This is a genomic window from Gemmatimonadetes bacterium SCN 70-22 (assembly GCA_001724275.1).
In the GTDB taxonomy this organism is placed as follows: Bacteria; Gemmatimonadota; Gemmatimonadetes; order Gemmatimonadales; family Gemmatimonadaceae; genus SCN-70-22.
The window spans coordinates 34,962-56,582 of record MEDZ01000034.1 but is presented as its reverse complement, the minus strand read 5'-3'; the positions used below and the strand labels follow the sequence as shown (position 1 = coordinate 56,582).

Genomic DNA, 21,621 nt, shown 5'->3' with positions numbered 1-21,621 from the left:
AAGCGGCGCGCGGGCGGCGTACCAGTTCTGGACGTGATGCCCCAGGGCGCCATGGTGCACCACGTGATTCAGCTTGATCACGCTGTCGTTCCAGGCGCGCAGGTGCCGCTCCAGGGCGTCACCCTCGAGCGCGTCGATCGGCGGGACGACGTAGTCGTGCACGGCCGGCCACTCGAGCGGCGCCGGCGAGCGGTAGTAGAGGTAGTACAGCGAGGGCGCCGCCTCACGCGCGGCCTCGGGGATCGGGACGTAGCGGATGGGGGCGTCGGGCCAGGTGACCAGGGCGCGTGCGTTCGAGAGGGCGCGGCAGGCCTCCCACGATTCCTGGAAGGCGCGCAGATACGCGTTAGGCGCCGGATGCGCGCCCGCCAGCCGTTCGAGCACGCCCGCCAGCCCCTCCGGGTGCACTGCGTGTGCCATGGCGTCCAGCCGCGCGCGCTCCGCCTCGAACGATTCCCGCGCCTCACGCCGGAGGTCGTCGAGGGAGCGCTCGCACCAGTGCCCGCGCGCCACGAGGAGCGCCAGCAGCTCCCCGCCGCAGGGAGGTGCGGGGGCCGCCTCGCGCGGGAGCGACGCCAGCTCGGCGGCGAAGGCCTCGACTGCCCCCAACGCCGCATCCCCCTCCCGGCGAAGCGCCGCGCGAAGGTCGTCGGCGATCCCGGACGTGCCGCGCCATCGGTCGAGTCCCGCGCCGAGCAGCGCCCGGGCCCCGTCGCACTCCCGCAGGGCCTTCTCGACCCAGGCGCCGGGGACTGCCGATTCCGCGACGACCGCGAGCGCCGAGGCGAGGAAGCGCGGCATGCGCGAGAGCCGCTCGCGCACCATGCGCGCGCGCTGGTCCGGCGGCGCGAAGGCGCGAATCATCAGGGAGACGATGGAGAAGACCGCTTCGCCGATGACGAGCGACGGATTCCCGCGCTGGAAGTGTCGTCCATCGAGCTCCGCCAGCTGCACGTGCAGGAACGAGTCGGCGAGCGCGAGGTCGATCCCCTGCCAGTCGCGCGAGGCGATGCAGTCGTCGAGCGGGCGTGTCGCGACCCGGGCGATGGTCCCGCGGAGAGCGCGCATGTCGGAGGCCATCCGCTCCACCCCGGCCGCCGACCAATCCGGCAAGCGATGATCGTGGGCGTGCATCCCCGTGAACGTGGCGTTCACCGGCCGGGCCGCGTAGTAGTGATCGAGGAAGGCGGCGAGGGCGGCGTCTCGCCGCACGGTCGCTTCCTCGCGTGCGCTCCCGGCGGGAGCATGCGCCTCGGGTGCACGCTCCGCGGGTGCGTTCCCCACGGGCCCGCCATCGCCGTTCGTCTCCCGTCTTGCGTCTCGCACGGGCGTACCTCCCTAGCGCGGCAGCGGAAGCGTCACCCAGCGCCGTTCCCGCACGCTGGCTTCCACGGCGTTGATGACCTCCTGCACCCGCGCCCCGTCCATGAAGTCGCCCTCGTTCACGTCCTCGCCGGAGAGGATCTCGCCGATGAACGAGGCCGTGAGGTTGGCGTAGAAGAGGGTGCGCCACGACTCCTCGCGATTCCCCCCGGGGGGATAGAAATCCGGCGGGACGGGAATCTCCCGGAACTCGACGTCGTTCGGCCGGGCGCCCTTGAGCGACTCGCAGATCCCGAATTCCTCCACCAGCCGGCAGATGAGTGCCCCCTCGCTGCCGTAGATGCGGGCCTCGATGCCGGGGTAGTTCCCGACCGTCACGAAGCTCGTCTGGATGCTGCCTAACGCGCCGTTCGCGAACTCACCGAGGAAGATGTCGCCGTCGTCGATGTTCATGCGCATCACGCGCCCGGTGGCGCGCACCATGCGCTCGGGGATGAAGTTGCGCATGGTCCCCACCACGTCCCGGTACTCGCTCCCGACCATCCACGCCCCGATGTCGATGATGGGGGCGCCGTACCCTTCGAGCGACGACACCTGCAGCACGGACTGGTCGGCATCCACGTCCACCTGGCGCAGGGGGTTCATCGGGTCGAGCCACTGCGAGTTCTGCTCGAAGCCGTTGAAGATGAACGGGGTCCCGATGTACCCGCTGTCGACCAGGTGTTTCATGTACCGCATGGCGGGCGCGTAGCGGAAGGTGAAGCCGAGCTTGGTCTTCAGCTTCCTCGCGCGCGCCAACTCCGCCGCGCGGATGGTGTCGCGGAAGTCGAAGGCGACCGGCTTCTCGCACAGGACGTGCTTTCCGGACTCCAGTGCGGCCCACGACAGCTCGAAGTGCGTCGCCGACGGCGTGCACACGTCGATCATGTCGATGTCGTCTCGCTCGAGCACCGCCCGATGGTCGCTGTACACGGCGGGGATCCCGAACTCGGCGGCCACGCCCTCGGCCAGCTGCCGCTGGGGGTCGCAGATGGCCACGACCTCGCAGCGGGCGTCACGCCGGTAGCCCGGAATGTGCGCGAGGCGGGCCCACGCCCCCGCGCCGAGTACCGCGACGCGCACTCGGCGCCCTTCGTCAGCTTGTGCTCCCACGATTCCATCCTGCGCAGTGCGACGTTCTCCCCGTCATGGGGTAGGATCGGCCGCGAATGTACGTGGCGTTACGGGCGCCAGCCAGCCGCGTGGCGCGGCGATTGCTACTAGATTCGCCGGTCACCGCCGCTCCTCACGCCCCCATGCCTCACCTCGCGCGCCCCACACTCCGCATCGCCCTGGCCGTCTCGTGCCTTGCCCTCACCTCGGTCGTTCAGGGGTGCCAGCGTAGCGACGGCGGAGGGGCGACGGCGGATGATCGCCGACGTGCGCGCTTCCAGGCCCAGCTGGCGCAGTCGGCAACGGAGCAATTGCGCCGCGGGGCGGTGGCGAGCGGCATCCGGACGGATTCCATCGTCCCCGAAACGGCCAAGGGGTGGATCGTGAAGGGGACCGATTTCCTGACCTTCTGGCCGTGTGGCAGGTCGGGTTACTACTACATGCGGGCCATCCCTCCGGTCTTCGCTCGCGTCTCGCAGGAGTACAAGTTCGCCAGTCCGGCTGCCTACACCCCGATGTTCGGCGAGCTTCGGCTACGCTACGTGGACGACACCATCACGGTCGGGGAGCGGCACTTCAGTCGCTACGCGGAGGTGATCGGCTACACCTCCCGCTCCCGAGAGGACGCGACGTGCCGGCCGCCCAGGCGCACCACACTGTCGGACGAGATGGAACGGCTCGACCGCTTCAAGGTCGAGGTCCTGAAGCGCTGAGTGGGCGTGGCGCGGGCCCAGTATTGTAAGTAGCGTGCGCGCAATGGATTACGTGCAACCCAGGAGCGTGGGATGATCGCGGGCCGCCAGGGGGCTCAGGTACGGGTCGCCACCCTTTCGGACGAGCCGGCGAACGTCCGGCTCGCCGTGACGGCGGCGACGACCCTCGCCTTCCTGGCCCTCTTTGCCGCCCCCCTGGCCGGGACGGTGCGCGCCTGGTGGACCGACCCCGAGGCCGGGCACGGGCTGTTGCTCGCCCCGCTGGCCGTCTGGCTGGCATGGAAGCGGGGGCGTGCCCCCGACGCCGAGCGCGCGCCGGCGCTCGGGCTCGCGATGATCGTCGCCGCCGTGCTATTCCGATACGTGGCGGCGCTGGCGGCCGAGGCCTTCGTGGGGCGCGCCGCGATGCTCCTGGCGCTCGGTGGCGTGGTGGTGTGGGGGTGGGGGGGGCGGCAGCTTCGGCACTGGTGGCTCCCGCTCCTCCTCGTGGCGCTCTCGGTGCCGCTCCCCGATGTGGTGATGGGGGCGCTCGCGCTCCCGCTGCAACTCGAGGCCTCGCAGATGGGGGCGGCCATGCTCTCCATGCGCGGGGTGCCCGTGCAGCTGGACGGCAACGTGATCCGGCTTCCCGGGCACGACCTCTTCGTGACCGAGGCGTGCAGCGGCCTCCGCTCGCTGACCGCGCTCCTGAGCCTTGGCGTCCTGCTGGGGGGACTCTTCCTCAGGTCCCCGGCCGCGCGACTCGCCATCGTGGCGCTCTCGATCCCGGTGGCCGTCGTCGTCAACGGCGTGCGCGTCTTCGTCACCGGCTTCCTCGTGCTCTTCGTCGACCCGAAGCTGGCCGACGGCTTCTCGCACCTGACGGAGGGGTGGCTCCTCTTCCTGGTGGCCTTCGCCATCCTCGGTGCGATCACCCGGGGCGCGATGGCGATCGAGGAACGCTGGATGGCGCGGCGGGGCCTGCCCGGAGGGCGCCTGCCCGGAGGGCGCCTGCCCGGAGGGCGCCATGCGTGACTGGCGCCTCTATCTCCCGGCGTTGCTCCTGGCGGCTGGGGGGCTGCTCGTGGCGGGGGCGGGCCGGCAGGACGTCGCCACGCTGCCGCGCCCGTTGAACGACGTCGGCCTCGACTTCGCCGGCTTCGTGACCGAACGCCGGGCGATCGGCGAGGACGAGCAGCAGGTTGCCGGGATGTCGGACTACGCGTATCGCATCTACCGGGCGCGCGACGATTCCACGCGCGCCTTCTCGGTGTACGTCGGCTACTACGACTCCCAGGTCACGGGGCGCACGATCCACTCGCCGCGCAACTGCCTCCCGGGGGCCGGGTGGCAGGTCGTGGAGTCGGGGACGCAGCGGTTGCCGCTGGCGGGGGCCGGCGTGACGGTGAACCGGTACATCCTCGCCAACGGCCCCATGCAGGCGCTGGTGTACTACTGGTACCAGGGGCGCGGTCGCGTGGCCTGGAACGAGTACGCCGTGAAGTGGGACCTCCTGCGCGACGCGGCCACGCGCGGGCGAACGGAGGAGGCGCTCGTGCGCATCATGGTCCCCATCGCCCCGTCGCGGGAGTCGACGGCGTCGGAGTGGCGTGAGCGCCTGGCGCGCGCCGACGAACTGGCGATGCAGGTCGCCGGGGGGCTCGTCCCGATGGTCGCGCGCGTGCTCCCCCCGTGGAGCGTCCCCGCGACCTGAGCGCGCCATCCTAGCGGCGGGAGCGCCCGGTGAACCGCTCGCGCTCGCGCAGGATCGTGGCCGGGTCGTCGGAGATGATCCCGCGCACGCCGCGCCGCCACAGCCGCCGGGCCACCGACGGTGCGTTCACCGTCCACACGTGGAGCGGGACGCCCGCCGGCTCGGCGGCCCGCGCCAGGGCGCCTAACGGGATCGGGAGCCCGCGGTGGAAGCGCGGGAGCGACATCACCTGGAAGGGGAGCGCGGTGAAGCGGCGCCCGAGGAGGGCCGGCAGGAGGAGCGGCGCCACCGCCTCGGGCGAGGCGCCGATGGGGATGCGGCTCCCTTCGAAGGGGACCAGCGCCCCCGCCTGGAACGACGACACGATGCAGCGCGATTCCTGTCCCATCCGCTCGATCACCGCCCGGGTCGCCGACGCCGCCTCGGCGACCTTGATCTCGATGAGCACCGGCGTGGCGTCGAGCGACTCCAGCACCTCGGCCAGGGTCGCGATGCCGATCCCGCGGCCGCGGTAGGGGTGAGTCTTCCCCCCGTCGGTGCTGAACGTGGCGCCGGCGTCGAGTCCGCGGAGCTCGGCCAGCGTCAGCTCGGCGACCCGTCCGACGCCGTCCGTGGTCCGGTCGACCGTAGGGTCGTGGATGACCACGACCTCGCCGTCGCGCGTCAGGCGCAGGTCGAACTCCAGGGCGTCCGCGCCTAACGCGACGGCCTGCCGGAACGACTCGATCGTGTTTTCCGGCGCGTGGGCACGGTTGCCCCGATGGCCGATCACGGGCCGCGCCGTGAGGTCGAGTAGCGGGTGCACGCGAGCGGGGGTGGGGCGGACGTGGCGAGAGGGTGCATGCCGACGAGCGAAAGGTAGCCCGGCGCGCCAGTACCGGCTCCTGTCCCGTCGCCCGCACGTGCGATGAAACGCAAGGCGGGCAGGAGCCATCGGCTCCTGCCCGCCTCGCACACCGGGTGGGATCAGAACGAGTACTGCAACCGCGTCACCACCATCCGGCCGATCTCCGGCGAGCCGGGGAACGTACGGACCTTGCTGTCCAGGACGTTGGTCCCGTTGACCGACCAGAGCAGCTCCTGCGAGCCGAACGGCAGGCGATAGTTGAAGCCGATGTCGAACAGGTTGTTGGCCGGCACGCCGTCGTAGATGTAGTACGCCGTGGAGCCAGGGCGCTGGAAGCGGATGGCGTGCCCGTTGGCGTCGACCCCCGAGGCGTACACCCCGGAGTTGACCGGGTAGCTGCTCATGTAGCGCCAGCGCAGCTCGATGCCGTACTTGTTGGGTTCGTCGCGGAACTTCACCGTCAGCGACGCCTTGCCGTCGGGCGCGTTGAGCATGAGCGGCGCGGTGTTGGAGCTTGCGATGTCCCGGAACACCAGGTCGCTCACCCAGCTGTACGTTCCGGCCAGCGTCACGTAGTCGTTGGCGACGTAGTCCACCGCCATGTCGACCCCCTTGACCGTGATCTCCTGGTTGCTGGTGGACGTGTAGGTGGCATACACGTCGGTGCCGTTGGCGAACGTGTCGTTGTTGAACTGCACGATGCCCAAGGGGAGCGACGCCGCCGCGGTGGCGATCTGCGGGGCGATCTGCTGCGCGGCCGCGAGTGCCTGCGCCTGCGGCATCCCCGCCCCCATCAGGATCTGCACGATCTGCTGCCCGAGGTAGCTCCCCAGCTGCGGCCCGTTGAAGAAGACGTTCGGCGTTGCCAGCCCCGCCGGGTTGCCGACGTCACCGCGCTTCTGGATCCAGCCATCGATGGCAAGGCGCAGCTTGTTGGCGATGATCCCCTTGTAGCCGAGTTCGTACGTCTTGTTGTACGACGCGTCCAGCGGACCGATGTCGGCCAGGTTGCCCCCCTGGATGTCCTTGGACGGGTCGGTGGCCTGGTTGAGGTACGCGATGCGCGTCCCCACCTGCGCGTCGGTGGGCTGCACGTTCCCGAGCCCATTCACGAGGGAGTTGGCCAGCGTGGCGCCAAGCGACGGCGTGAGGAGCGCGACGAGGTTCGGGCGCAGCCCGGCGATCACGCCCTTGTAGACGCCCGCGGCCGACGACGGCACCCAGTTGTTGCCGCCGGTGAAGCGCGACTTCATGCAGAGGCCACCGTTCGCCGTCCCGCACGACCGGTTGAAGCCCCACCCCTCCTTGGGCGGGTTCCCGTGCGCCCGGATGTTGTAGCCCGAGTTGCCGATGTTGCGCGCCTGGATGAGGTCGAGGAAGTACGAGAAGTTGGCCGGCGTCGAGAAGGCGCGGTTGTAGGTGACGCGGAAGTTCTGCGTCTCCGACGGCTTGAAGACGAGCGCCACCCGCGGCGAGGTCTGGTACCCCTCGATGAGGGAGTTGTGGTCGATGCGCAGCGCGGCGATGAGGTCGAAGTTGCGCGTGAGGTTGGAGGTGGACTGGACGTAGCCACCGTACTCGGTCACGTCGTCGATGCCCTCGTTGCGCCCGTTGATGGTCCCACCGGTGCGCGGGTTGGTCTTGATCCAGTCCATCCCGTACACGAAGTCCTGGCGCGATCCCAGCGAGAGCCCGTGTTGCAGCTGCGCGGCGAAGACCCGCGACTGGTCGACGATCGGCTGCCCCGAACGCAGCAGGTACGTCCCGGAGGTCGAGAGCGAATCGTCGTTGCCGGCATCGCTGAGGTTGGCGAACACCTGCCCGAAGAGCCGCCCCACGCGCGCCCGCTGCTGGAGGCTGAGGTACGTCCAGTTCTTGATCTGCGCCGTGCCGTTCGCCCCCGTCAACTCCAGCCCGCTCCCGACCTTGCTGTACCCGACGGTCGAGACGAACTCGGAGTTCTCGTTCGGACGCACGTCGACCCGCGCCTCCGAGGTGAACTTGCGGAGGTCGAAGTCACGGATGTTCGGCTTTCCCGCACGCCCGCCGGGCGCCTGCGGCGGGAAGACGTCGGGCTCCCCCGGATCGTAGTTCGGGAGGATGTTCCCCAGCGTGTCGCGCGCCGAGGCGCTGTGCCAGTCGGTGGCGGTGAAGTACTCGCCCGAGAGCTTGTAGCCGACCTTGCTCCCCAGCACGCCCGCGTGGCGGATCGACCCGCGCATCAGCGAGCGCTCGCCCCCGTCGACGGTGAGCGTCGTCCCCTGCGACTCGAATGGCGACTTGGTGATCACGTGCAGCACCCCGTTCGCCGAGTTCGGTCCGTACAGCGCCGAGGCCGGACCCAGCAGGACCTCGACGCGCTCGACGTCCTCGTTCACCCCCGTCATCAGGAACGGGACGTTCACGCGCAGCGAGGGGACCCCGGCAAAGCGGTAGTCCTGCAGCATCAGGATCGAGCCCGAGAACGCGTTGTTGAATCCGCGCGCCACCACGTTCGCCTGCGCGATGCCGCCCTGGTTCACGTCGATGCCGGGAACCCCGCGCACGTGATCCGCGACCGTCACCGAGGGACGCTCCTGGATCTCGCGCACGTCGACCACCGACACCGACGCCGGCGCGTCCAGCGCCTTCTCCGGCCGCCGCGACGCCGTGGTCACGACGGGATTGAGCTGGGTGGCCACCTCCTTCATCGTGAAGTCGACCGTGGCGGTCCCGCCGTCGCTGACGACGACGCCGTCGCGCCGCTCCTCGCTGAAGCCGATGCGGCGGGCCACGACGGCGTACGTGCCCGCAGAGACGTTCGAGATGCGGTACGTCCCATCCTCGCGCGACAGGACCGACGCCGCCGTCTGGCCGCTGGCGCTGATCGCGAGGACGCGCACCTCCCGAATGGGGGTGCCGCCCTCCGTGGAGACCTTGCCGCTGATGGCGCCGCCCTGCGCGAGCACCGGACGGGCTGCCAGCGCGAGGACGCACATGACGGCGAATAGACGAACCCGGGTAGCAGACATCGACACCTCTTTGGAGATGGTGTATCACCACAGGGAAAAATCGTCCCGAAGATATGCCACGATCTCGACCGTCCGCCATATGGGGCCGGCCGCGAAGGTCTCCCGCGCGGGCCCGCGCGACGCAATGCCGGTGGCCCAAGGCGGCATTTGCCCTCACCCTTTCGTCCGGCATCCCTCGGGGTGACACCCCCGTCCCGTTGCGCTACCCTCCGCGCACCAACCAACTCCCACGTGCCGATTCTCCCCCGCATTCCGATGACGCCACGCCTCCTTGCAGCCGGCACACCGCAGGCCGGGCTGCGCCGCCGCCACCTCGTGACGGGCGCCCTCGTCCTCCTGGGATGGGGACCGCCGCTGGGGGCGCAGGAGGTGCGAGCGCCCATCCGCTCCCTCTTCGGCGACGTCGCCGTCGTCCTGCGCCAGGCCCCGGACGGGGCGCTCGGCATCGGCATCTCCGGGGCGGAGCGTACGCTGACGCTCACCGTGCGCGCCTCCGACGCGCGCCGCTGGGCCGACTCCGCCGCCAGGCTCACCGTCGCGCTGCCGCGCCCCGGGAGGCGCGCCCGGATGGCAAACGACCGCGTGCAGCGCGCGCGGGTCGTGCTCGAGGAGCCCGGGCTGGGGACCGGCTCGCTCGTCCTTTCCCGCGTCGACAGCGCCGGGACGCGGCAGTTCCTGCTCTATGCCGACGACGCCCAGCTGAAGGGGATCCGCCAGCCGATGGAGCTGGACGAAGCGCGCACGCTCGTCCGCCAGGTGCGGCGCGCGGCCACGCCGCCCCCGAAGCCTACTTCGCGCCGCCGCCGGCCATGAGCTGACGCAGCTTCTCGCGCGCCTCCAGCGCCTGGGCATCGCCTGGCGCGAACTCGAGGCCGGCTTCCACCTCGCGAAGCGCGCGGGCCAACTCGCCACGGTTGGCGAGCGTGCGGGCCAGGTAGAAGTGCGCCACCGGCAGCGACGGGTCGGCCTCGACGGCCCGGGCGTAGGCCGCCTCGGCCTCGCCCTGACGGCCGAGCTCGAAATAGGCGTTGCCGAGGTTGAACCAGGCGAGCGGTTCGTGCGCGTTGAGCCGCAGGGCGTCGCGATAGGCGCCGATCGCCCCGTTCTTGTCGCCCTGCGAGGAGAGGGCGATCCCGAGATTCACCAGGGCCAGCGGCTGCTGCGGATCGAGCGAGAGGCTCTGCCGCAGGCTGGTCACGGCCTCGGCGAAGGCTCCGCCCTGTGAGAGCGCGACGCCGAGATTCTGGTACGTGCGCGGGTTGTCGGGCTCGATCTCGAGCGCCTTGCGGTAGATGGTGGCGGCCGTGGTGACGTCTCCGTCGCTGCGCGCGCGGTCGCCGAAGAAGCCGAGCACCAGCGACCATCGGGCGCGCACGCGCGCCTCCTCGCCGCCAAGCGAGCGGAGGTGGAACGCAAGCCGCCGTCGCACCGCCCCCCGTTCACCCGCCGCCAGGTGCAGCGAGGCCAGCGCCAGGGCCCGCACGTCGGCATCCGCGTGGCTCGCCAGGGAGTCGAGGCGCGCGATGACCTCCCGCTCCACGTCGGGCATGTCGGGCGCCAGGAATCGCTCGGCAAACTGCGCCATGCCGGCGAAGAGCGCGGCCGTGTGACGCTCCCCCGGGCGGAGGGCCGTCGCCGCCGCCTCGCGGCGATCGGACATCGTCGCCACCCGCTGCGCCGCAACGATGCCGCCGGCCACCGGCTTCAGCTCCCCGTACCACGCGCGCACCTGCGCGTCGAGCGCCGCCTCGGTGCGGTCGATGTGGCACCCGCGACAGGCGCTGGTCACCCCCGCCGCCGCATCCTGCTGCGGGCGCGGAATTGGGATCGCGTGATCGGACCGGGCGTATCGCAGCGCCGTCCCCACCTGCGGCTCCTGCAGGTACGGCATGTGGCAGCTCACGCACCGGCTCCCGTCCGACGCCGGGGCATGGCGGGTGTGCAGCTGCGGCGCGGCCGCCTTGGCCTGGTGACACGAGGTGCATTGCCGGTCGTCGAACCGGCTGGCGAGCGGGGTCCCGGCCACGTCGCGGTAGCCCTGTGAGTGCGGGTCGTGGCACGAGGTGCAGGTCATCCCGCCGTTCACGTAGCAGTCGGACCAGAGGTGCCCTTCCTGGTAGGCGAAGGTCCGCACGCGGCCGTCGGCCAGGTGGGCGTGCTCGCCCAGCTGCGGCGTGCGGATGGCGTAGTAGTCCTCCAGCTTCTCCCCCGCCAGGTACCCGCCGCGCAGGCGATCCTTGAGCGCGTGGCAGCTCCAGCAGGTGCCGAGCGACCCGTCCTTGGACAGCGTCTCGAGCGGGGCCATCCCGATGTCGCCAGCTGCAACCGCCGTCGGGTCCTGCACCAGCTGGACGTGGCGCCGCCCCGGGCCGTGACACGACTCGCAGTTGATGGCGAGCGACGTGAAGCGCGTGCGCAGCCGTGCCGCTGCCGTGTCGAGGGTCACGGTGATCTGGCTGCCATGGCACGACTGGCAGTTCGTGTACCGGACCTCGTCGCCGAGGACGCGCGCGGGCGGCCAGTCCCCGCAGTCGGCCAGGGCCATGGTCGCGGTGATCGGCTCCCATCCGCGTCCCGAGCGCCCCTCCGTGTTGCAGAACCACTTCCCCGACTCGCGGTGGAAGTCGAAGGGGAGGAAGCGGTAGGTCCCGTCGGGAAAGCGCGAGACGAAGCCTTGTGTCCCGCCCCCCTGCATGTGTCCCTTGCCGATGACGCCGTCCACGCGGTACGTGCGCTCGCCGCGCCCTTCCTGCCGCACGACGAAGCGGTAGCTCCCCCCGGCCGACGTGGGGATGACGACGGCGTCGCGGAATCGGATCTCCGAGCCGTCGAACGCCGCGATGACCATTGCCCGCGACGGTGCGCCCCCCGCCGTCCCGTGGGTCGACCGGCGCCACGTGTCGTACTCGGCGCGGTGGCAGCGCGCGCACGCCTCGGCCCCGACGAAGTCATCGGGCGTGGTGCCGGCCGCGGCGAGTCGCGCGGCGGGGAGCGGGAGCTGCACGCGCGCTCCGCCGGCGTCCCCGCCGTCGTCGGACGCCAGCCATCGCCAGGGGCGGACGGCGAGCAGGAGGGCGGCCACGACGGCTACAGCTGCAACGCCGGCGAGGAGGCGCCGGCGCCCCCCGCCCGGCCTCACCGGGAGCGGGGTGGCCGCGGTGTCCTTCGCGCTGACGCGCCTGATGGGGGCGTCGCCCCCGCGATTCCGCTTGCGCGCCATCGGTTATCGTGCCCCGCTCCCGTCGCGCGACCAGGCCGGCCCCTGGCAGCGGCACAGCGTGCGGATGTGCGCCACGAGGGCGCGGATCTCCGCGGGGGACAATGTCTCGCCGAACGCCGGCATTCGCGCGCTCCGGTTCATGATCGCCCCGCCGCCGGCGATGGTGTCGTACAGCGAGTCGTCGGGACGCTGCGACATTGCCGCGGCGTCGGCGTGTGCCGCCGGCGTGACCGGGAGCGCCGAGGCGTTGGGGCCGTCGCCCTTTCCGGTGGGGCCATGGCACGCGGCGCACCAGCGCGCGTACAGCGCGGCGCCGTCGCCGGCGCGTGGTGGCGGCGCCGCTGCGGCTGGCGCCGCGGACGGCGCGCCGTCCGTGGCCGATCCCGGACGCGCTTGCAGGTAGCGGATGATCAGCGCGCGGGTCGCCGGTGGCATCGGGGTACGGGGCATTGCGGCTGCCGGGACGACTGCCGCGGGGTCGGTGACGATGGCGGCAATGTAGGCGGCCGACCGACGCGTGCGCACCGTCGCGAGGTCGGGGGCGATGCGCCCCCCGTTCCCCCCGAGCGCGTGACACCCCAGGCACGGGAGGTGGTCGCGCAGCAGCGCCTCCGCCTTGCGCGAGGCGGCAGCCGAGAGCCCTGGCGTCCCCGTCGCCCCCTGGGCGCGCGCGGCCGGGCCCGTCGCGGTGGCGACGAGCCCAACCAGCACCAGCGCGCGGCAAGCGTTGGTCACCGCGTGGCGGCTCCCCGGACCGTGGCCCCGCGCACCTACTGCGCCGCCACCCGCTGCGGCCAGCGGGCGAACCAGCTCCGCAGGTACAGCTGCGTTCGCAGGAAGTTGGACGGCGTCGACGACGTCCCGTGCCACTCGTTGTTGAAGCGGATCATTGCCGTCGGCACCTTGCGATACTTCAGCGCCATGTAGAACTCCTCGGTCTGCGGCATCGGCGTGCGCAGGTCGAGAACGCCCGTCATCAGCATGGTCGGCGTCTTCACGTTGCCGACGTACATGATCGGCGAGCGACGCAGGTGCTCGCTCGGGTCCTCCCAGAACGGCTTCTCGAAGTTGCGGTACCAGGACGGCCCATCGGTCGTCCCGACGAAGCTCATCCAGTTGGTCACCGGGCAGTTGGAGCTGGCGGCGGCGAAGCGATCCGTGTGTCCCACGATCCACGCCGTCAGCACGCCGCCGCCGGAGCAGCCGAAGACGTACAGGCGCGCGGGGTCGATGTAGCCGCGATTGACCACCGTGTCGACCCCGGCCATCAGGTCGTCGAAGTCCTTTCCCGGGTACGCATTCTTGATCGCGTTGCCGAAGGCGCTGCCGTACCCCGTGGAGCCGCGCGGGTTGGTGTAGAGCAGGACGTACCCCTCGGCCGCGTGGTTCTGGCGCGCGAAGTTGAACCCCACGTTGTACATCGCGTGCGGCCCGCCGTGGATCTCCAGCATCAGCGGGTACTTCCTGGCCGGGTCGAAATCGGGGGGCTTCACGATCCATCCCTGGATGCGGTAGCCGTCCACCGACGTGTACCACACCTCCTCCTGTGCGCCCAGCGTCTTCCCCGCCAGGATGTCGTCGTTCACCGCCGTGATGGCCCTGGGCTCGGGGCGCAGCAGCGGGAAGGTGACGACATCGTTAGGCCTCGCGGCGGTGCTGGCCGTCCCCACCGCGATCCCGCCCTTGCCGATGTCGGTGACCGTGAGGACGTGCGCCCCCTTCGTCACCGGGCGCACCTCCCCGCCGAGGGAGGCGAAGTAGAGGTTGCGTGACCCCTCGTTCTCCACGGTGAAGTAGATCCCGCTCCCGTCCGCGGCCCAGATGAGCCCCGCCGGCGACCGGTCGAGTTGCGGCGTGAGTGGCCGCGGGTTCGACCCGTCGGCGTTCATCACGTACAGCTGCTGGTCACGCCAGGTGTCGGTCGTGTAGTCGTAGCCGGTGTAGGCGATGAGCTTCCCGTCGGGCGACGGAACCGGCTGGCCATCGGGGCCGCTGCGCGTCGTCAGCTGCCTGATGGCGCCGCTGGCGACGTCCACCGCGTATACGTCGCTCTGCCGCCACGAGTACTCGGCGTCGGGGACGCGATTGGCGCTGAACACCACCGACTTGCCGTCGGGCATCCACTGCCGGGCGCCGTGATCCCAGTTGCCGCTCGTCAGCTGCCGCGGCGTCCCGCCGTCGGCCGAGACGACGAAGACGTGCTGGTAGGCATCGTCGGTGAACCCCTGGCGGTCCTGGCGGTAGTCGAGCTTCGTCACGATGCGCGGCGGCTCGACCCACTTGGCTCCCTTCGGGGCCGCCGGGAGCGGGATGCTCCAGGCCTCGCGGTACGGAACGGCCATGCGGAAGGCGATCGACTTCCCGTCGGGCGACCACTGGATGTCGCTGGGCGCCTCCGTCAGGCGCGTCACCTGCGACACCGCCCCCTCGGCGTCCATCCACCGGACGAAGATCTGGGCGCCGGCCGGCTCGCCGCGGGCGATGTAGGCGATGCGCTGCCCGTCGGGTGACCACTCGACCGACCCGCCGTTCACGAGGAACCGGCTCCTCGAGCCGTCGACGTTCATGATCCAGAGCGACGACTCCCACCGGTCGTTGAGCTTGTCGATCCAGCGGCGGGTGTAGATCACCTGCTTCCCGTCGGGCGAGAGCCGCGGCGACTGGACGTCCTCCCAGTCGAGGTATTGCTCGAGGCGAAGGTACGGTCCGCCGGGCTGGGCGTCGCCCTTCGCGAACGGGAGCAGCGCGACGGCGACGGCGCCGAGCAGGAGTCGCGCGGAATGCATCGGATCCTCCGTGACGGGGGTGCAGCGGTCGGAGGGGAGGGGAGGCCTCGCCCTTCGCGCTGTACTCTGCCTCGGTGCACGCCGCGGCGCGAGGGGGGCGACGCGGACTTTCGACGCGAATGCGGGTTCCGCCCCCGACGTCGCCGGCGCCGGGGCCCACCGCCGTCACCAGCGGCGCGCGCGTGCGATTCGGCTGGCGCCGCCGCCGGCGGGGGGCGCGGCTGCTCCTGCCGACGTCGCGCGCGGCGCTCGTCCTGGAGACCATGGCGCGGGGCGCCGTCGCCGGCGCCGCGCCGCCGCTCCAGGTGGCAGCTGGGGGCCGTGCTCGGCCCGCGTCAGGCGGCCCGCGGCCCGCCGCCGAGTGCCTAACGAGATTCGGCGGGGATCGACAGCGTCGCCACGCACCCGCCGCGGTCCGGGCGGTTCTCGAGCGTGAGGATCCCGCCGTGCGCCTCGGCGATCTGACGCGCCAGCACCAGTCCGATCCCCGTCCCCTGCGGCTTGGTGGTGAAGAATGGGACGAAGAGGTTGGCCGTGGCGGCCAGGCCGGGCCCCTCGTCCCGCACGAGCAGCTCGACGCGCCCGGCATCGCTCCGCCAGGTGACCTCGACGCCGCCCGCCGTCTCCATCGCCGCATCCACGGCGTTGCGCACGAGGTTGATGAGCGCCTGCTCCAGCTGGTCGCGATCCGCGTGCACGACCGCCTCGGGGCCGGGCGCCACGCGCACCGCGAGGCGCTGCTCGACCGCCGCCACGCGTTGCACCAGCTCGCCCACGCTGGTGGCGCGCTTGCTTGGCGCCGGGAGCCGTGCCAGCCGCGCATAGCTGCTCATGAAGCGCGAGAGTGCGTCCGCGCGGCTGGCGATGATCGACAGGCCGCGCCGCATGTCGCCGCCGGCATCGTGGGACGCCGCCTGCCGGTCCACGAGCCCCTGCAGGGTCCCGGCGATGGACTTGATGGGGGCGAGCGAGTTGTTGATCTCGTGGCTCAGGACGCGGACCAGCCGCTGCCATGCTTGCAGCTCCTCCTCGCGCAGGCTCTTCGTCACGTCGGCGATCACGAGCAACGTGTGCGGGCGCCCCTCCTGCCGGAACGTCGTGCGCCGCACCTCCCAGCGTCCCGCGCGCCCGGGAAACGACCGGTGGTACACTTGCGGCGAGGGGCCGCGCAGGAGCGTGTCGAGGGCGAGGGCCGCGGCGCGCTTCCCGACCAGCTGTTCCACGTGCTGGTTGAGCAGGTATTCGCCCGCCCGGTTCACCAGCCGCAACGCGTCGCCCTCGTCGAAGGTGAAGATGGCGACGTCGATCTCGGCCATCACGGCGCGCAGCAGCGAACCGGCCTCCAGGGCCCCCCGGCGCTGGGAGCGCAGCGTGTCGCCCAGCATGTTGACCTCGAGGAGGGCCAGGGCCAGCGCATCGTCGCCATGCTCCAGGCGGGCGCGCAGCGAGAAGTCGCCCTCGCGCAACGCCGCCAGCATGTTGGACAGCGTCTGCAGCGGGCGCACCACCCGGTCGCGAAGGGCGAAGGCGATGATCAGCCACGTGCCGGCCACGAAGCCGCCCAGCGTCCAGGTGGCCTGGGAGGAGAAGTTCCCCGACCAGAGGAGGGCGAGCGTGGCCACCACGCCCGGGAGCCCGGCGCCTAACGCGAGCAGGAAGACGCGCCGCTCGTGCGACAAGGGCGCCCGGCGCCGGCGCGGCGCCCCCGGCGCGTCCGGCTTCGCTGGCGCCCCCGGCGTCGGCGTCACCTCGTCACCCCTCGTTCCCGGACTCGATGCGGAAGTGCTCGAGACGACGGTAGAGCGCGCTCCGGCTCAGCCCCAGCGCCCTGGCGGCGTGCGACACGTTCCCGCCGTGCCGGGCCAGCGCCTTGCGGATCAGGATCTGTTCCACGTCCTCCAGCGGGAGGTCCTCGTAGCGTGGCGCCGCCCCCCCGGCGCCCCGGAGGGCGAGGTCGACCGCGCGAATCGCCCCGCCCTGCGCCAGGAGGACCGCCCGCTCCACCACGTGCCCCAGCTCGCGGATGTTCCCCGGCCAGGGGTGCTCCAACAGCGCCTGCATCGCCGCCGGCTCGAACCCCTCGAGCGCCTTCCGGTACCGCCCCGCGTGCCGCCGCAGGAAGGCATGCGCCAGGAGGGAGATGTCGTCGCGGCGCTCGCGCAGCGGCGGCAGGTGGATCTCGATCGTGTTCAGGCGGAACAGGAGGTCTTCACGGAAGCGCCCCGTGCGCACCTCGTCCTGCAACTCCGCGTTGGTCGCCGAGAGGACGCGGACGTCCACCCGGCGCACCCGGGAGGAGCCCACCCGCTCGAGGTCTCCCGACTGCAGCACCCGCAGCAGCTTGCTCTGCTGCGACGGTGTGATGTTCGCGATCTCGTCCAGGAAGATCGTCCCGCCGTCGGCGAGCTCGAACCGGCCGGCGCGGTCCGCGCGGGCGTCGGTGAAGGCCCCCTTCACGTGGCCGAACAGTTCGCTCTCGAAGACGCCTTCGGAGAGTCCTCCCATGTTGACCGCCACGAAGCCGCGCGCCGCGCGCGGCGATGCGGCGTGCAGCCAGGTCGCCACCAGCTCCTTCCCCGTCCCGTGCTCGCCGGTGATGAGGACGTTGGCATCCGACGGCCCGACGCGCTCCATCAGCTGCAACACGGGGCGCATCGCCGGCGACTCGGCGATGAGCGCGGGGAGCGAGGACGACGCGGCGCGCAGCGCCGAGTTCTCGTGCTCCAGCCGCTGGGCGCGCCTGAGCGCCCGTCCCAGCTCCACCGCGTTGCGCACGGTCGCGACCAGTCGCGCGTTGTCCCAGGGCTTCTCGACATAGTCGTGCGCCCCGCGCCGCATCGCCTCCACCGCGGTATCGATGCTCGCCCAGGCCGTCATCACCACGATCGGGAGCGTCGCATCGAGGGCGAGCAGGTGCTGCAGCAGCTCGAGCCCCTCGCGCCCCGACGTGGTGTCGCGCGTGTAGTTGAGGTCGGCCAGGATCGCGTCGTATTCGCGGCCGCGCACCGCCTCCAGCACCTCCATCGGCGAGCGCGCCGTCTCGATGTGGTACCCCGCCTCCCTGAGCAGCAGGCGCAACGCCTCGAGGATGTCCGGCTGGTCGTCGGCGATGAGGATGCGCGGAAGGGGCGGGGGCATGGGGGACGGCGATCGGAGACGGAAGGCGCGCGACGCGAGCGGGGAGCGGGAAGGGAGGGCGGCCGACAGGGAAGATGTGCACGCGACCGAACGCGGGCTACGCACGAGCCCATCGCCTCGCCCATCGCCTCGCCCATCGCGCCGGAATGCCCCGCGCCGGCGTGCGAGCACGGGCGCGCCCGGTTCGGCTCCACCCCGCTCCCGTACGCCCGATCAGCCCCCCGCGCTACCGATCGCCCGTCTCCCCTCTCCCGTCCCCCGTCTTCATGTCCGATACGATCCACCCGTCGCGCACCGTCACGATCCGGCTCCCATACTGCGCGTTCTCCTCGGAGTGGGTCACCTGGACGATCGTCGTCCCCGCCCGGTTGAGGGTGACGAACAGCTCCATGATCTCGCGGGCCTGGGACGAGTGGAGGTTCCCCGTCGGCTCGTCGGCCAGGAGGAGCGAGGGATTGGCGATCACGGCGCGCGCCACGCCCACCAACTGCTGCTGCCCGCCGGAGAGCTGGTTCGGATAGAGGTCCTTCTTCCCCACGATCTGGAAACGGTCCAGCGTGTCGGCCACGATCGCCGCGCGTCGGTCGCGCGGGACGTCGCGATACGACAGCGGCACGTCGAGGTTCTCGGCCACGGTGAGGTCGTCGAGCAGGTGGTACTGCTGGAAGACGAAGCCGATGTGCTTCCGGTTGAGCGCCAGCCGTGCCTTGCCCGATAGCGCGTGCACGGGGTGGTTCCGGAAGGCGTACTCGCCCGTCCACGCGCCATCGAACATCCCGAGGATCGACAGGAGCGTCGACTTCCCCGCGCCCGACGGCCCCATGATCGTGATGAACTCTCCCGGCGCGATGTCGAGGGAGACGCGGCGCAGGACGTACGACTTGCCCGCCGGCGTGTCGAACGCCTTCTCGATCCCGCGCATCGTGACCAGGGGACCGGTGAGCGGTTCGTCGTCAGCGGGGGGGGTAGCCGGCTTGGTGGATCGAAAGAGGGCCATGGCTCAGGCGTGGCTCGATGCGCGGGGGAGCGGCGACCGGCGTGCGACGCCGCGCGGGACGACCGTCGTCCCGCGACACGGGCGTACGCGACCCCGAGGAAGATTGTGACATCACCCGATCACTCTGCATCACTCCGCATCACTCTGCATCAGTCCGTGCGAAGGGCGTGGAGGGGGTCGACCCGTGTGGCGCGCCGGGCGGGGACGACGCTCGCGACCAGCGCCACGGCGCTCAGCAGCAGCGGGATCCCGATCAGGGTCAGGGGGTCGGTGGTTCGCACGCCGTACAGCGCGCCGTGCAGCAGCTGCGAGAGGGCCAGGGCCGCCGGAAGGCCCAGGACGAGTCCGAGGGCGATCAGGCGCAGCGAGCCGCCGAGTACCAGGCGCATCACGTCACGGGCGGTCGCCCCGAGGGCGACGCGGATCCCGATTTCGGGGGTCCGCTGCGCCACCAGGTACGCCATCACGCCGTACATCCCGATCGTCGCCAGCAGCAACGCGGCGGCCGCGAACACGGCGAACATCGAGCCGAACACGCGGGGCTGGAACATCCGGTCGCGGAAGACGAAGTCCATCGTCGCGATGCGGGCGAGCGGGAGGGTCGGGTCCAGCTCGCGCACCGCCTGGCGCACCGCCGGGACCAGCGCGGCGGGATCGCCCGCGCTTCGCACCGCGACCCAGCGTTCCCCGCGATAGCCGGGGAGGAGCGGGACCATGAGTTGCGCCATCTCGGGCTCGCCCACCTGGCGGGTGACGACGTGGGGGATGACCCCGACCACCGTGTACGGCTCACCGGTCGTCGCGTCGAGGCGCAGCTGCTTTCCGAGCGCCCCCCCGTCCGGCCACTCGCGCCGCGCGAGTACCTCGTCCACCAGCGCCACGCGGCTCCCCGTCGCGACCTCGCCATCCGAGAACGTGCGTCCCTGCCGCAGGGGGATGCGCATCGCTTCGAGGTAGGTGGGAGAGATGCGTGCGATGAACCCGTGTGGTCCCGTGGCGCGCGGATACTCCTTGCCTTCGGGGAAGTAGGCGGTGTGCCGGCAGCAACTGGCGACCAGCTGGTAGTCGATCGCCCCGACCGACGTCACCGAGGGAATGGCGCGCAGCCGCTGGTCGAGGAGGCGCAGGAAGGCGGCGCGCGCGGAGTCGGTGGCGTAGCGCTCCCCCGCCAGCGCGATCTGGAAGTTGAGGATCCCGCTTCGGTCGAAGCCCAGCTTCGCGTTCATGGTGGCCATGAACGAGCGCATCATCAGGCCGGCCCCCACCAGGAGGACCAGCGACAAGGCCAGCTCGGCCACCACCAGCATGCTCCGCAGGCGTCCGACGCGCGCCCCCGCGCTCCCGCCGCGCCCGCCCGCCGCCTTGAGCGTCTCGCCTAACGACTGGCTCGACAGGCGCACCGCGGGCGCGATCCCGAAGACGAGCCCGCTCGCCACCGTCGCCGCCGCCGTCACCAGCAGCACGAAGCCGTCGACCTCGAAGCGCATCCAGTACGGGACCGTGGTGGGCATGAGCCGGGCGACGAAGAGCGCCGTCCCCCAGCTCCCCAGCAGGAGCCCTCCCACGCCGCCGATGGCGGCCAGCACGAGGCTCTCGGTGAGGAGCTGGCGCACGACGCGGTGCCGCGGCGCGCCCAGCGAGAGCCGCACCGCGACCTCGCGCTGCCGCCCGGCGCCACGCGCCAGCAGGAGGTTGGCCACGTTGGCGCACGCGATCAGCAGGACGAACCCCACGGCACCCAGCATGATCCGGAAGAGCGGGCGGACCTCGCGCGCCACGAGGTCGTTCATCGGGACGAGCCACGCCGACCACCCGGCATTGGTGTCGCCGTGGCGCTCGGCAAGGGTCCGCATCAGCGCCTCGACCCGCGTGTTGGCCTGTTCGATCGTGACCCCGGGGGCGAGGCGGGCCGCCACCTGCAAGAAGCGCCGGTCGCGGTGCCCGCGTTCGTCGCCGGCCGCCAGCGGGACCCACAGGTCGTGGATCTCGGGGTAGCGGACGCCACGCGCCATGATCCCGACCACGGTGTACGACTCGCCGTCGAGCGTGACGCTCCGTCCCACGATCCCCGGATCGGCGGCGAACTTCCGTTCCCATATCGTGGAGCCCAGCACCACGACCCGGGCGCCGCTCGTCTCTTCGTCGGGGCGAAAGAAGCGACCCACCGCCGGCTGCAGCCCCAGCATGGGGAAGAGCGACGCCGTGACACGCGCGCCGAGGATGCGCTCCGGCTCCTCCATCCCGCCCACGTTCCACGTGGCCTCGGCATGCGCGCCCACCGCCGAGAAGACACCGGGAAGCTGCTTCAGGTCCTCGTAGTCGGGGACCGACCACGAGCCGTACGTCTGGCGCCGCCCGTCGGTGCGCCACGTGCTCGGCTGCACCACGCGCCCCGACTCGGGGAAGGGGAGCGGGCGCACGAGGATGGCGTTGACCGGCGTCCAGATGAAGACGTTCGCGGCGATGCCGATCGCGATCGAGAGCGCGGCGATGGCGGTGAAGCCCGGTGCGCGGCGCAGTGTGCGAAGCGCGAGCTTGAGGTCGAGGAGGAGGGCGTCCATGGATGACGTCGTCGAGCGGGCCCGCCAGCGGGCGGGCGAACGGTACCGCTACTCGATGCGCACCGAGACCAGCAACGCCGCCAGCACGGCCGCGCCTAACGTGAACACGACCAGCGCGGTCCCCGCCAGCCGCCGCCACCCGGCGGCTGGTGGAGGGGCGAGGTCGCGCACCAGGGCGAG

General features: G+C 71.6%; 15 protein-coding genes. 4 read left to right on the top strand and 11 right to left on the bottom strand.

Features of this window, described 5'->3' with window-relative positions:
- Both ABS52_15420 and ABS52_15415 read right to left on the bottom strand, forming a co-directional pair.
- A partial coding sequence (locus ABS52_15420) for a hypothetical protein (GenBank protein ODT02110.1) occupies positions 1–1,284 on the bottom strand: 1,284 nt, incomplete at its 3' end.
- A 54-nt stretch (positions 1,285–1,338) separates the two neighbouring features.
- Complete coding sequence (locus ABS52_15415) at positions 1,339–2,475, bottom strand: oxidoreductase (GenBank protein ODT02109.1); 1,137 nt, start codon at positions 2,473–2,475, stop codon at positions 1,339–1,341.
- A 143-nt stretch (positions 2,476–2,618) separates the two neighbouring features.
- On the opposite strand from ABS52_15415, the gene ABS52_15410 reads away from it, so the two are divergent.
- The 3 genes from ABS52_15410 to ABS52_15400 all read left to right on the top strand — a co-directional run bounded on the left by ABS52_15410 (position 2,619) and on the right by ABS52_15400 (position 4,881).
- Complete coding sequence (locus tag ABS52_15410; protein ODT02108.1) at positions 2,619–3,188, top strand: hypothetical protein; 570 nt, start codon at positions 2,619–2,621, stop codon at positions 3,186–3,188.
- Positions 3,189–3,260: 72 nt separating this feature from the next.
- Positions 3,261–4,202: a hypothetical protein gene (locus ABS52_15405; protein ID ODT02107.1), complete on the top strand. Its 942-nt coding sequence runs from the start codon at positions 3,261–3,263 to the stop codon at positions 4,200–4,202.
- Complete coding sequence (locus tag ABS52_15400; protein ID ODT02106.1) at positions 4,195–4,881, top strand: EpsI family protein; 687 nt, start codon at positions 4,195–4,197, stop codon at positions 4,879–4,881. The genes ABS52_15405 and ABS52_15400 overlap by 8 nt, the downstream gene beginning before the upstream one ends.
- A gap of 10 nt (positions 4,882–4,891) precedes the next feature.
- Here ABS52_15400 and ABS52_15395 read toward each other — a convergent pair whose 3' ends face one another.
- Positions 4,892–5,686, bottom strand: coding sequence for a hypothetical protein (locus tag ABS52_15395; protein ID ODT02105.1), 795 nt, complete (start codon positions 5,684–5,686; stop codon positions 4,892–4,894).
- Positions 5,687–5,847: 161 nt separating this feature from the next.
- Complete coding sequence (locus ABS52_15390) at positions 5,848–8,706, bottom strand: hypothetical protein (GenBank protein ODT02104.1); 2,859 nt, start codon at positions 8,704–8,706, stop codon at positions 5,848–5,850.
- 288 nt (positions 8,707–8,994) lie between these two features.
- Between ABS52_15390 and ABS52_15385 the strand changes: the two genes are divergently transcribed.
- On the top strand, positions 8,995–9,552 hold the full coding sequence (locus ABS52_15385) for a hypothetical protein (protein ID ODT02103.1): 558 nt from the start codon (positions 8,995–8,997) through the stop codon (positions 9,550–9,552).
- On the opposite strand, the gene ABS52_15380 is transcribed toward ABS52_15385, so the two are convergent.
- The 7 genes from ABS52_15380 to ABS52_15350 all read right to left on the bottom strand — a co-directional run bounded on the left by ABS52_15380 (position 9,527) and on the right by ABS52_15350 (position 21,441).
- Complete coding sequence (locus tag ABS52_15380) at positions 9,527–11,959, bottom strand: hypothetical protein (GenBank protein ID ODT02102.1); 2,433 nt, start codon at positions 11,957–11,959, stop codon at positions 9,527–9,529. The genes ABS52_15385 and ABS52_15380 overlap by 26 nt on opposite strands.
- 3 nt (positions 11,960–11,962) lie before the next feature.
- The gene (locus ABS52_15375; GenBank protein ID ODT02101.1) at positions 11,963–12,670 is read right to left on the bottom strand and encodes a hypothetical protein; all 708 of its coding nucleotides are present in this window, start codon (positions 12,668–12,670) and stop codon (positions 11,963–11,965) included.
- A 59-nt stretch (positions 12,671–12,729) separates the two neighbouring features.
- Positions 12,730–14,745: a peptidase S9 gene (locus ABS52_15370; protein ID ODT02100.1), complete on the bottom strand. Its 2,016-nt coding sequence runs from the start codon at positions 14,743–14,745 to the stop codon at positions 12,730–12,732.
- A gap of 365 nt (positions 14,746–15,110) precedes the next feature.
- Entirely contained in the window at positions 15,111–16,424 is a 1,314-nt protein-coding gene (locus ABS52_15365) for a PAS domain-containing sensor histidine kinase (GenBank protein ID ODT02114.1), read from the bottom strand.
- A 73-nt stretch (positions 16,425–16,497) separates the two neighbouring features.
- Positions 16,498–17,883 carry a sigma-54-dependent Fis family transcriptional regulator gene (locus ABS52_15360; GenBank protein ODT02099.1) on the bottom strand — a complete coding sequence of 462 codons (1,386 nt, stop codon included), beginning with the start codon at positions 17,881–17,883 and terminating at the stop codon, positions 16,498–16,500.
- 226 nt (positions 17,884–18,109) lie between these two features.
- Positions 18,110–18,805, bottom strand: coding sequence for a phosphonate ABC transporter ATP-binding protein (locus tag ABS52_15355; GenBank protein ODT02113.1), 696 nt, complete (start codon positions 18,803–18,805; stop codon positions 18,110–18,112).
- Between the two features lie 224 nt (positions 18,806–19,029).
- Positions 19,030–21,441, bottom strand: coding sequence for a hypothetical protein (locus tag ABS52_15350; GenBank protein ID ODT02098.1), 2,412 nt, complete (start codon positions 21,439–21,441; stop codon positions 19,030–19,032).
- Between the last annotated feature and the right edge of the window lie 180 nt (positions 21,442–21,621).